Genomic DNA, 11,527 nt, shown 5'->3' on the forward strand with positions numbered 1-11,527 from the left:
GGCCAAGATCACTTCACCCGAATGTTTGAACGCACGTGTCATTCGGCTGACAGCGGGGGGTGGCGCCGGGGGGCCGCCGGGGGAGGGCTAGCCTCGCGATGTGGACAATTCTCGCACCCGGCCGCGCGTCGGCCACATCCAGTTCCTGAACTGCATGCCTCTGTACTGGGGGCTCGCGAGAACGGGAACGCTCCTCGATTTCGAGCTGACGAAGGACACCCCGGAGAAGCTCAGCGAGCAGCTGGTGCAGGGCGATCTCGACATCGGGCCGGTCACCCTGGTCGAGTTCCTCAAGCACGCGGACCAACTGGTCGCCTTCCCCGACATCGCCGTCGGCTGCGACGGCCCGGTGATGTCCTGCGTGATCGTCTCGCAGGTCCCGCTGGACCGGCTGGACGGCGCCCGCGTCGCCCTCGGGTCGACCTCGCGGACCTCGGTCCGGCTCGCCCAGCTGCTGCTGGCCGAGCGCTTCGGCGTCCAGCCGGACTACTACAGCTGCCCGCCGGACCTGAGCGTGATGATGCAGGAGGCCGACGCGGCCGTCCTCATCGGCGACGCCGCGCTGCGCGCCAACATGATCGACGGGCCGCGCTACGGCCTCGACGTGCACGACCTGGGCGCGCTCTGGAAGGAGTGGACGGGCCTGCCGTTCGTCTTCGCGGTCTGGGCGGCCCGGCGCGACTACGTGGAGCGCGAGCCGGTCATCGCCCGCAAGGTGCACGAGGCCTTCCTCGCCTCCCGCAACCTCTCCCTGGAGGAGGTCGGCAAGGTCGCCGAGCAGGCGGCCCGCTGGGAGTCCTTCGACGAGGAGACCCTGGAGCGGTACTTCACGACCCTCGACTTCCGCTTCGGCGCCCCGCAGCTGGAGGCGGTCGCGGAGTTCGCCCGCCGGGTCGGCCCGACGACGGGTTTCCCGGCGGACGTGAAGGTGGAGCTGCTCGAGCCCTGAGCGTCGCGCCGTCGGCCCACTACCCTGCTGGAAGGTTCCGGCGCACGGGGGAGGGGTGGACCGATGAGGCCGCTCGATGTCGACGAACCCACCGTCGTGGGGCCCTACCGGCTGCTCGGCCGGCTGGGCTCCGGCGGCATGGGCCGGGTGTACCTGGGCCGCAGTGCCGGCGGCCGGACGGTCGCCGTGAAGATCGTGCACCCGCACTTCGCGCTGGACGAGGAGTTCCGGGCCCGGTTCCGCCGCGAGGTGGAGGCCGCCCGCCGGGTGGGCGGCGCCTGGACGGCGCCCGTGCTCGACGCCGACCCCGGCGCGCGCGTGCCCTGGGTCGCCACCGCGTACGCGGCCGGACCGTCCCTGACGGCGGCGGTCGCGGACGGCGGCCCGCTGCCGGCCCACTCCGTACGGGCGCTGGGCGCGGGCCTCGGTGAGGCGCTGGCCGCGGTGCACGAGCTGGGCCTGGTGCACCGGGACGTGAAGCCGTCCAACGTGCTGCTCACCCTCGACGGGCCCCTCCTGATCGACTTCGGCATCGCCCGTGCCACGGAGGGCACCGCCTCCCTGACCTCGACCGGCGTCTCGATCGGCTCGCCCGGTTACATGGCGCCGGAGCAGATACTCGGCAAGGGCGTCTCCGGCGCCGCCGACGTCTTCTCCCTCGGCGCGGTCCTCGCCTTCGCGGCTACCGGCTCGCCGCCCTTCCCCGGGGACTCCTCGGCCGCGCTGCTCTACAAGGTCGTCCACGAGGAGCCGGAGCTCGGCGCCCTGGACGGCGAGATGCGGGAACTGGTCGGCCGGTGCCTGGCCAAGGAGCCCGGCGCCCGCCCCGCCCCCGGTGAGGTGGCCCGGCGGCTCGCCCCGGACGGCGCCGCCCGGCTGGTCGCCGTCGGGTGGCTGCCGGGGGCGCTGGTGGAGCAGGTCAGCCGGAGCGCCGTGCAGCTGCTCAACCTGGAGGCCGCGGGGGAGGGCGGGCCGGGGTCGGGGCCGGTGGGCTTCAGCCGGCCGTCGGTGACGCCGGGGGCGGAGCCGCCGTCGGACGGGAGCTCAGCCGGCGCGGCGGCGGACCGCGAGGCACCGGCCACCCCCGTCACCGGCGCCTTCGGCCCGCCGCCGGTGATGCCCGGGCCTCCGGCGCCTTCCGGGACGCCCGCGCCGTTCGGGGCTCCCGCCTCCTCCGGGGCTCCCGCACCGGCCGGGGCGTCCGCGTCTTCCGGGACGCCCACGCCGTTCGGTACGCCCGCACCCGCCGGGGCGTCCGGGTCCTCCGGGGCCGCCGCATTCGCCGGGAGGCCCGCGCCTTTCGGGCCGCCCGACTCTTCCGGCGCTCCGTCCGGGGCTCCCGTGCCCTTCGGGGGGCCGGCCACTTCCGGGGAGCCCGCGTCCGCCGGGACGTCCGCGCCTCCCGGGGCTTCCGGGCCTCATCTGTCCACGGGTGCTCCGCCGCCTCCCGTCACCGTGCCGGGGGCGCGCAGCGGCGACCGGGGCCCCGGCAAGCTGTCGGTGCACGTGGCGGCGACCTCGACCCGGGGCGGTGACGGCCGCGGGCGCAGGCTCAGCTGCACGGTGGCCCTCGCCGTGGCGGGGGCGCTGGCCGCGGTGACGGTCGGCTCGGTGTTCCTGTTCGACCTGCTGCCGGGCGGCCACCGGGACACCGCGGGGGGCGGCGACGCCGACCGCACCAGCCGGGCGCCCTCCTCACCGGCTCCCTCGTCCTCCTCGTCCGGTGAGAATCCGGGGGCCGGCGAAGGCGACGGGGGCGGCACCCCCTCCACGCCCGCCCCCGGCGGCACCGCGGGCACCGTCCCGGCCGCCTACCTCGGCACCTGGGAGGGCCAGGGCAGCGCCCTCGGCGGCACGCTGCCGGCGGGCACCTTCCGCATCACCATCGGCCGGGCCGGCGTCGGCGAGGAGCTGGGGCGGCTGCGCCAGACCGACCAGCTGGGCGGCGTGTGCGTCGACGTCCTGACCCTCAAACAGGTGACGGGGCGGCAGATCGTCGCCGACTCCGTCGGTGCCGAGGACAACCACGGCGGCTGCAACCAGGCGCCCACGACCGTCCGTTTCACCCCGGTCGGCGACGACCTCGCCTACGCGTCCGAGAGCGCCGGGTCGGGGAAACCGGAGGCCCGGCTGTCGAAGGTCGGGTAGCCCACAAGGGCCACCGGCCGTGCGGCCCGCCCCCATAGGGTGTCCGCGTGCCGATGGTCGATGTGCTGGTCCTCCTCGTCGCCGTGCTCTGGGGCGCGGTGACGGGCGCGCTGCTGCCGCGGGCGGCCTACCGCTTCTCCGCGCCCTCCGGCGAGGCGTGGCGCGACGCGTGCCCGGCCGCGCACCCGGTCCGGGGATGGCTCGGGCCGGCCCGCTGCCGGCGGTGCGCGGACGCGGCGGTGCCCGCCCCGGCGCCGTACGGGCCCGGTGCCGTCGTCCCCGCCGCCGTCACCGCGCTGGTCTGCGCCGCCCTGGCCGCCGCCACCGGGACCCGGCCCGAGCTGGCCGTCTGGCTGCTGCTCGCGCCGGGCGGCGTGCTGCTGGCCGTCGTCGACCTCCGGGTGCGGCGGCTGCCCGACCCGCTGACCCTCCCGCTCGCGGGCACCGCGCTCGCCCTGCTCGGGGTCACCGCGCTCGTGCCCGAGCACGCCGGGGAGTGGACCACCGCCCTGCTGGGCGCCCTCGCGCTCGGCGCCGGCTACTTCCTGCTGTTCCTGATCAATCCCGCCGGCATGGCCTTCGGCGACGTCAAGCTCGCGCTGGGGGCCGGTGCCGTCCTCGGCTGGTACGGCTGGCCGACGGTGATGCTGGGCACCTTCGCCGGGTTCCTGCTCGGCGCGGTGTACGGGGGCGCCCTCGTCGTCGCGGGGCGGGCCGGACGCGGCACGGCCATCGCCTTCGGGCCGTTCCTGCTCACGGGTGCCCTCCTCGGCGTCCTCGCGGGCGCGTACGCGGCCTGAACGCGGCCGTTGAAAACGGCTCGCGTACGCTGGTCGGGTCCGTCCACAACCCTTACGAACCTTGCGAAAGGGACGCCGGTGACCGAGAAGGCCGACCTTCAGACCGTCCTCGACCGTGCCGCCGCCGGTGGGCGGATCACCCCCGAAGAGGCCCTCGTCCTCTACCGCGACGCCCCCCTGCACGCACTGGGCGCGGCCGCCGACGCCGTCCGCCGGCGCCGCTACGCGGGCACCGAGCACATCGCGACGTACATCATCGAGCGCAACATCAACTACACGAACGTGTGCGTCACCGCGTGCAGGTTCTGCGCCTTCTACGCCGCGCCCAAGGACACCGCCAAGGGCTGGACCCGCGACCTCGACGACATCCTGCGCCGCTGCGCGGAGACCGTCGAACTGGGCGGCACGCAGATCATGTTCCAGGGCGGCCACCACCCGGACTACGGCGTCGAGTACTACGAGAAGCACTTCGCCGCCATCAAGAAGGAGTTCCCCGAACTCGTCATCCACAGCCTGGGGGCGAGCGAGGTCGAGCACATGGCCCGGATCTCCGGGGTGTCGGTCGAGGAGGCCATCACCCGGATCCACGCGGCCGGACTCGACTCCTTCGCCGGCGCCGGTGCCGAACTGCTGCCCGAGCGCCCGCGCAAGGCCATCGCGCCGCTGAAGGAGTCCGGCGAGCGCTGGCTGGAGATCATGGAGATCGCGCACGGGCTGGGCGTCGAGTCGACGTCCACCATGCTGATGGGCACCGGCGAGACCAACGCCGAGCGCATCGAGCACCTGCGCATGATCCGGGACGTGCAGGACCGCACCGGCGGCTTCCGCGCCTTCATCCCGTACACCTACCAGCCCGAGAACAACCACCTGAAGGGCCGCACCCAGGCCACGCTCTTCGAGTACCTGCGGATGATCGCCATCGCCCGCGTCTTCCTCGACAACGTCGCCCACATCCAGGGCTCGTGGCTGACCACCGGCAAGGAGGTCGGCCAGCTCTCCCTGCACTACGGGGCCGACGACCTCGGCTCGATCATGCTGGAGGAGAACGTGGTGTCGTCGGCCGGCGCCAAGCACCGCTCCAACCGGCTCGAGATCATCGACCTGATCCGCAAGGCGGGGCGCGTCCCGGCGCAGCGTTCCACGACGTACGAGCACCTCGTCGTGCACGACGACCCGGCGAACGACCCCGTCGACGAGCGGGTCGTCTCCCACATCTCGTCCACGGCCATCGAGGGCGGCACGGCTCACCCCGAGCTGAAGCTGCTGGCCTCCAACTGACGCGGCCGTGCTGACGATCCACGTCGCCGAGGCCTCGCCCGAGGCGGCCGTCGTGGTCGACGGCGCGCATCTCGCCGCCGTCGGCCCGTACGAGGCACTGGCCGCCGACCACCCGCGGGCACGGGTGCGCCGGTGGCCCGGGCTCCTGACGCCCGGACTGCTCAACCCCTACGGTCCGGAACTGCTGGAGCAGGCCTACCACCCCGACCCGCGCGAAGCGGACCGGCTCGGTACCGAGCCGGTCTTCGGGGAGCGCGCGCTCGCCCTTCTCGCCGCCGACCCGTCCGCGCGGGGCGCCAGCGCGCGCCGCGGAGTACAGCGCATGCTGGCGCACGGAACGGTCGCCGTCGCCGGTGAGCTGCGGGGTCGCGCGGCCCTGGACGCGGTGCGGGGAGCGGGGCTCGCCATGGCGGGGCGTCCGGCCACCCTGCCCGGTCCCGCGTCGTTCTCACCGGTGCCGCTCGTGCTGCTTCCTGGGCTCGCTCCCGGGAAACCCGCACGGTTCGCGGTGTTCGACGTGCCCGACCGGGCCGCGCTCGTGCGGGACGGCGCGTCCACGTGCGTGGCGACCGTCGTGGCGGGCCGGATCGTCTACCGGCGCCGCTGAGCGCGCCGGCCGGTGCGGCGAGAGCGCGTGCCGGGCGTCGCGACGGGGCGAACGTTGCCTGTTGCGGCACTAGCTGTTCCGGCGCCTCGGCCGGCTGGTGACCGTCTTCAGCGCCCGCGCGGTGACGATCTGCCTCTGGCACGAGCTCGCCCTCGTCCCGGCGGTGCCGCTGATCGACCGCCTCTGGGACGTGCCGGCCTTCGAGGCGCAGCTGCCGCTGGACAGCCAGTGGTTCCTGCTGGGCGTCGGCTGGATCCTGATCGCGGTGTTCGTCGTCCTCTTCGGCCGGGTGGAGGATGTCGCCGCGCGGAAGAGGCCGAGGCTCGTGCCGTGACCCGGCCCTGCAAGAATGGTCCCGTGACCCGCGCTTCCCTGAACAAGCAGCCGCACGAAGTCGCCTCGATGTTCGACCACGTCGCGGAACGGTACGACCTGACGAACACCGTGCTCTCGCTCGGGCAGGACCGGGCGTGGCGCAAGGAGGTCGCCAGAGCCGTCGACGCCCGGCCCGCGCAGAAGGTCCTCGACCTGGCCGCCGGCACGGCGACCTCGTCCCAGCCCTTCGCCCGCGCCGGCGCCTACGTCGTCCCCTGCGACTTCTCCCTGGGCATGCTCCAGGTGGGCAAGCAGCGGCACTCCTGGATGCCGTTCACCGCGGGCGACGCGACGCGGCTGCCGTTCCGGGACGACGTGTTCGACGCGGTCACCATCTCCTTCGGGCTGCGCAACGTGCAGGACACCGACGCGGCGCTGCGCGAGATGTACCGGGTGACGCGGCCCGGCGGCCGGGTCGTCATCTGCGAGTTCTCGCACCCGACCTGGGCGCCGTTCCGCACCGTGTACACCGAGTACCTGATGCGTGCCCTGCCGCCGGCGGCCCGCGCGGTGTCGTCCAACCCGGACGCCTACGTCTACCTCGCCGAGTCCATCCGCGCCTGGCCCGACCAGGCGGCGCTGGCCCAGCGGCTGCGGAAGGCCGGCTGGTCGAGGGTGGCGCACCGGAACCTGACGGGCGGCGTCGTGGCGCTGCACCGGGGCTTCAAGGAGAGCTGAGCGGCATCCGCCCCGGCTGCGGCCGCGCCGGCCCGTTCCCCGGTGTCACAGCTCGAGCCGGTAGCAGTGGCCCCGCTGCTGTGTCGCCGGGGTCGTGAAGACCTCGGCGAGCCGCATGCCCAGCCGCTCCGTGACCGCGATGGAGCGCGCGTTGCGGGCGTCGACCATCGCCACCACCTGCGCCACACCCGCCGAGCGCACCCGCTGGAGCGTCTCCCGGGCCGCCGCCGTGACGTAGCCCTTGCCCCAGTGCTCGCGCCCGAGCCGCCAGCCGATCTCGATCTCGCCCCTGGGGCCCCAGTCGCCCGGCCACGGCTGGGCGCCGGTGAAGCCGACGACCCGTCCGGACTCGTCCACCATGGTCCACAGGCAGAAGCCGCGCTCGGCGTCGTGCCGGCGCTGGCGGGCGGTGAGTTCCTCGTAGACGGACAGCTCCGCGGACCTCCCGCCGTGGAACTCCATGACGTCCGGGTCGTCGAAGATCCGGTGCCAGGCCACGGCGTCCTCGTCGGTGGGGACGCGCAGCCGTACGACAGGCAGAGCTCGTTTCACGGGGCAGCCCTTCAGCCGGGTGATCGGTGACGCTGAATAGACTGCCCATGTCCAGTGCCCGTCGGCACGCACATTTCCGAAACTCTGGGGAGATCCCGCCGTGACCGAGCCCCTCTCCGACAACACCGCCGATGTGATCGTCGTGGGCGCGGGGCCAGCCGGCTCCACGACCGCGTACCACCTGGCCAAGGCCGGGCTCGACGTCCTCCTGCTGGAGAAGACCGCGTTTCCCCGGGAGAAGGTCTGCGGCGACGGCCTCACCCCGCGCGCGGTGAAGCAGCTCGTGGCCATGGGCATCGACATCTCCGAGGAGGCCGGCTGGCTGCGCAACAAGGGCCTGCGCATCATCGGCGGCGGCTCGCGCCTCCAGCTGGACTGGCCGGATCTGGCCTCCTTCCCCGACTACGGACTCGTGCGCAGGCGCGACGACTTCGACGAGCAGCTGGCCCGGCAGGCGCAGAAGGCGGGCGCCCGCCTCTACGAGCGCTGCAACGTCGGCGCCCCCGTCGTCGACGACCGCACCGGCCGCATCACCGGCGTGCACGCGAAGCTGGGGGAGGACAAGCGCGAGGTCACCTTCCGCGCGCCGCTGGTCGTCGCCGCCGACGGCAACTCCACGCGGCTGTCCCTGGCGATGGGCCTGCACCGCCGCGAGGACCGCCCGATGGGCGTCGCGGTCCGCACGTACTTCACCTCGCCGCGCCACGACGACGACTACCTGGAGTCCTGGCTGGAGCTGTGGGACCGCCGCGGAGCGCAGGACCGACTCCTGCCGGGCTACGGCTGGATCTTCGGCATGGGCGACGGCACCTCGAACGTGGGCCTGGGCGTGCTGAACACCTCCGCCTCCTTCAAGGAGCTGGACTGGCGCGAGGTGCTGAAGGCGTGGTGCGCGTCCATGCCCGAGGACTGGGGCTACACCCCGGACAACATGACCGGCCCGATCCGCGGTGCCGCGCTGCCCATGGCCTTCAACCGCCAGCCCCACTACACCAAGGGCCTGCTCCTCGTCGGCGACGCCGGCGGCCTGGTGAACCCCTTCAACGGCGAGGGCATCGCCTACGCCATGGAGTCCGGCCAGATCGCCGCCGACGTCGTCGTGCAGGCCCACGCGCGGGCCACGCCGGCCCAGCGCGAGATCGCCCTCCAGCGCTACCCGCGCGTCCTGAAGGACACCTACGGCGGCTACTACACGCTGGGCCGCGCCTTCGTGAAGCTCATCGGCAACCCGAAGGTCATGCAGATCGCGACCCAGCGCGGCCTCACCCACCCCGTCCTGATGAAGTTCACCCTCAAGATGCTCGCCAACCTGACGGATCCGACGGGCGGCGACGCGATGGACCGCATCATCAACGGACTGAGCAAGGTGGCCCCGAAGGCCTGATCACGCCCCGTCGAGGGCGGCGGCGTTGGCGGCCCGGCGCGCGAACACCTCGTCGCGCCGGTCCGCGGACTGCCGCAGCGCCCGCTTCCGGTCGCGCGCGGAGAGCCGGTCCAGGTAGACGTGGCCGTCCACGTGGTCGGTCTCGTGGGCGAGGCAGCGGGCGAAGTAGCCGGTGCCCTCGACGCGGAGCGGTGCGCCGCTCCGGTCCAGGCCCCGTACGACGGCCCGGTCGGGGCGCGGCACCGCCATGACGGCGCCCGGCACCGACAGGCACCCCTCGCCCTCGTCCAGCAGCCGCCGCGCGGCCGGGTCGAGCGCATCCAGGACCGGGTTGACGATGTGCCCGACATGTCGGACACCTTCGTCGTCGAAGCAGTCGTACACGAACAGGCGCAGACCGACGCCGACCTGATTGGCCGCCAGCCCCGCCCCCTCCGCGACGTACATCGTCCGGAACATGTCGTCGATGAGCGCGGCCAGGTCGGGCCCGAACTCGGTGATGTCCCGGCACGGCTTGTGCAGCACCTCCTCGCCGAACTCGGTGACGCGCCGCAGCGACCCGCGCCGGGCCTCGGGCGCGAGCGGTGGGCAGGAGGCGGTGCGCCGCCCCTGCAGGAACACGCTGGGCATGCTGTTCTCCCCTTCGGTCTCGTGACCGGCCGGTGCGGTACCGGCCCGTCCCGAGCCTGTCAGGGGAAGCCCGCGTCCGCCGGGAGAGCGCGAAAAGCCGCAGCCCCGAAGTGGCTGCGGCCTTTCGTGCGGATGTGTCCGTGGTGTCCGGACGCGAGCGTCAGAGCACGCGCACGGCTCCGCTCGGCGGGTCGTACGACAGGGGCTTCATCACGACGCCCGTCGACGAGTTCTGCGCGCCGACGAACATGCCGTCGCCGACGTAGACGCCCACGTGGTACGCGCTGCCCGCGCCACCCCAGTACAGGATGTCGCCCGGCTGGAGGTTGCTCAGCGACACCTGGGTGCCGGCCACCGACTGGTCCTGGGAGACGCGCGGCAGGTCGATGTTGACCTGCTTGAAGGCGGCCTGCACGAGACCGGAGCAGTCCCACGAGTTGGGGCCGGTGCCGCCGGAGACGTAGGCGTCGCCGACCTGGGCCTGGACGAAGGAGACGACGGCCGCGGCGGAACCCGTGGCCGACGAGCTGACGCTGACCGAGGACCCGCCGGACGAGGACGACGAGGACGACGACGAGCCGGTGTCCGCGGAGGCGCTCAGGGTGGCGCGCTCGGCGGCACGGGAAGCGCGCTCGGCGGCCTCCTTGCGGGCGTCCTCCTCGGCCTTCTTCTTGGCCTCCGCGGCCTTCTTCTTGGCCTCGGCGAGGTCCGCCTTGGCCTCCTTGGCCGCGGCGGCGGCGGCCGCGTCGCGCTCGGCGCGCAGCTCGTAGTTGGCCGCGGCCTGCTGCGTGGCGTCCGCGGACTGGGCGACCTGGGCGGCCAGGTCGGCCGTCAGGGTGGGCAGCTCGAGGGTCTGCGTCACCGGCTCGGCCGCGTTCGCCGAGCCCGACGCCCCGGCCACTGCCAGGGTGCTGAGGACGCCACCGGCAACTCCGGCCCGCATCGCGATGGTCGACGCGCTGCGGCGGGGCTTCCGGTGGCTGCGTATGTGAGCGGTGTGGGACATGGGTACAACCGGTATCAGGAGCTCCTCCATACCTTCAAGAAACGTGTGCTGCGCCACAGTTGTTCAACCGAGCCCCTGAATCCCGGGCGTGTCGCCCTTTTTTGACACCCTGGCGAACATTGTGAGCCCTCCGTAACCCACCTGTGATCACGGACTTTGATCGTTTCGCCCGAATTGCCCCTCGCTTACCACTGGTTGAGGCAGTTGGCCAAGCCCGGTTCTCAGACGCCTCTCATGGATGTGGCGGACGTCACGGAACGGCCGCCCCGGCGGCCGCGTCCCCCGCGCGGATCGCCGTCCGTGCCGCTCGTGAACGCGTGCACGCGTCCACATCGCACCCCGCTCTCCCTCCGAGGTGTGAACGGAGGCCACTATCAAGAGATCAGGTCCAGCACCAATTTGCATGCACGCGAAGCATCTTGATATTGAGACGCCCGCCGCGCGACCCCTCTGGCCAGCGGCGACGAGCGAAATTGTCACCTCTGGTGATCAGCTGAACGCTTCTTGTGTGAAGATCACCGCTCATCCGACTTCATGATCCTTCGTCAGGTGGTGGAGATCACAAAGCTTGTGCAATACCCCGTGTCGCAGATCACAGAGCCACGGGCATAGGATGCGAGGCAGTTGGGCTTGTGACCTGCTTCACATGTTCGCGATCTTCGCCGGGACCAGCGGGGCTCGTGGGACTGCGGGGGCGGTTGTGAGTCCAGGCCAACCGCCAGCAGTCAGTGCCGACTGAGAGGAGCGAGGAGCGGTGAACGCGTATGCGCCCATCCTCGTACTGGGAGCCCTCGGGGCAGGCTTCGCGATCTTTTCCGTGGTCATGGCCACGCTGATCGGCCCGAAGCGGTACAACCGGGCCAAGCTCGAGGCCTACGAGTGCGGCATCGAGCCGACCCCCACGCCGGCCGGCGGCGGGCGCTTCCCCATCAAGTACTACCTGACGGCGATGCTCTTCATCGTCTTCGACATCGAGATCGTCTTCCTCTACCCCTGGGCCGTCACCTTCGACGCCCTGGGGATCTTCGGGCTCGTGGAGATGCTGCTCTTCGTGCTCACCGTCTTCGTCGCGTACGCGTACGTATGGCGGCGCGGCGGCCTGGAATGGGACTGAGGGGCC

At 72.7% G+C, this 11,527-nt stretch carries 11 protein-coding genes and 1 pseudogene; 9 read left to right on the plus strand and 3 right to left on the minus strand.

Translation table 11 applies throughout. From position 1 onward, the window contains the following. Positions 1-100 precede the first annotated feature (100 nt). The 7 genes and pseudogenes from AC0VYN_RS02545 (at position 101) to AC0VYN_RS02575 (ending at position 6,835) form a co-directional block, all read left to right on the plus strand. Complete coding sequence (locus AC0VYN_RS02545) at positions 101-949, plus strand: menaquinone biosynthetic enzyme MqnA/MqnD family protein (RefSeq protein ID WP_475534600.1); 849 nt, start codon at positions 101-103, stop codon at positions 947-949. 63 nt (positions 950-1,012) lie between these two features. Next, positions 1,013-3,097, plus strand: coding sequence for a serine/threonine-protein kinase (locus AC0VYN_RS02550; RefSeq protein WP_475534601.1), 2,085 nt, complete (start codon positions 1,013-1,015; stop codon positions 3,095-3,097). Positions 3,098-3,150: 53 nt separating this feature from the next. Further along, positions 3,151-3,897 carry a prepilin peptidase gene (locus tag AC0VYN_RS02555; protein WP_475536803.1) on the plus strand — a complete coding sequence of 249 codons (747 nt, stop codon included), beginning with the start codon at positions 3,151-3,153 and terminating at the stop codon, positions 3,895-3,897. Between the two features lie 78 nt (positions 3,898-3,975). Beyond that, entirely contained in the window at positions 3,976-5,175 is a 1,200-nt protein-coding gene (gene mqnC / locus AC0VYN_RS02560; protein ID WP_385457910.1) for a cyclic dehypoxanthinyl futalosine synthase, read from the plus strand. A 7-nt stretch (positions 5,176-5,182) separates the two neighbouring features. Further along, positions 5,183-5,782, plus strand: coding sequence for a hypothetical protein (locus AC0VYN_RS02565; protein ID WP_475534602.1), 600 nt, complete (start codon positions 5,183-5,185; stop codon positions 5,780-5,782). Positions 5,783-5,858: 76 nt separating this feature from the next. Continuing rightward, positions 5,859-6,116: pseudogene (locus AC0VYN_RS02570) on the plus strand (acyltransferase family protein); the annotation flags it as partial. A gap of 23 nt (positions 6,117-6,139) precedes the next feature. Then, positions 6,140-6,835 (plus strand): demethylmenaquinone methyltransferase, encoded by a 696-nt coding sequence (locus AC0VYN_RS02575; protein WP_475534603.1) that lies wholly within the window; start codon positions 6,140-6,142, stop codon positions 6,833-6,835. A 45-nt stretch (positions 6,836-6,880) separates the two neighbouring features. Here AC0VYN_RS02575 and AC0VYN_RS02580 read toward each other — a convergent pair whose 3' ends face one another. Beyond that, positions 6,881-7,387, minus strand: a complete 507-nt coding sequence (locus AC0VYN_RS02580; RefSeq protein WP_475534604.1) for a GNAT family N-acetyltransferase — start codon at positions 7,385-7,387, stop codon at positions 6,881-6,883. 100 nt (positions 7,388-7,487) lie between these two features. Here AC0VYN_RS02580 and AC0VYN_RS02585 point away from each other — a divergent pair, with 100 nt between their 5' ends. After that, complete coding sequence (locus AC0VYN_RS02585; protein WP_475534605.1) at positions 7,488-8,771, plus strand: geranylgeranyl reductase family protein; 1,284 nt, start codon at positions 7,488-7,490, stop codon at positions 8,769-8,771. Here AC0VYN_RS02585 and def read toward each other — a convergent pair whose 3' ends face one another. Both def and AC0VYN_RS02595 read right to left on the minus strand, forming a co-directional pair. Then, positions 8,772-9,401: a peptide deformylase gene (gene def, locus AC0VYN_RS02590; RefSeq protein WP_475534606.1), complete on the minus strand. Its 630-nt coding sequence runs from the start codon at positions 9,399-9,401 to the stop codon at positions 8,772-8,774. Positions 9,402-9,561: 160 nt separating this feature from the next. After that, positions 9,562-10,407, minus strand: a complete 846-nt coding sequence (locus AC0VYN_RS02595; RefSeq protein WP_475534607.1) for a C40 family peptidase — start codon at positions 10,405-10,407, stop codon at positions 9,562-9,564. Between the two features lie 754 nt (positions 10,408-11,161). Between AC0VYN_RS02595 and AC0VYN_RS02600 the strand changes: the two genes are divergently transcribed. Next, on the plus strand, positions 11,162-11,521 hold the full coding sequence (locus AC0VYN_RS02600) for an NADH-quinone oxidoreductase subunit A (protein WP_003992243.1): 360 nt from the start codon (positions 11,162-11,164) through the stop codon (positions 11,519-11,521). Positions 11,522-11,527: the final 6 nt, after the last annotated feature.

Source organism: Streptomyces sp. 63XJN7_1_ISO-PGPR-S23-121 (assembly GCF_056173025.1).

What these genes read in the sequence shown, in the direction of transcription:
- AC0VYN_RS02550 (WP_475534601.1), top strand. Translation starts at nt 1,013, where the DNA reads ATGAGGCCGCTCGATGTCGACGAACCCACCGTCGTGGGGCCCTACCGG.
- AC0VYN_RS02555 (WP_475536803.1), top strand. Translation starts at nt 3,151, where the DNA reads ATGGTCGATGTGCTGGTCCTCCTCGTCGCCGTGCTCTGGGGCGCGGTG.
- AC0VYN_RS02595 (WP_475534607.1), bottom strand. Translation starts at nt 10,407, where the DNA reads ATGTCCCACACCGCTCACATACGCAGCCACCGGAAGCCCCGCCGCAGC.
- def (WP_475534606.1), bottom strand. Translation starts at nt 9,401, where the DNA reads ATGCCCAGCGTGTTCCTGCAGGGGCGGCGCACCGCCTCCTGCCCACCG.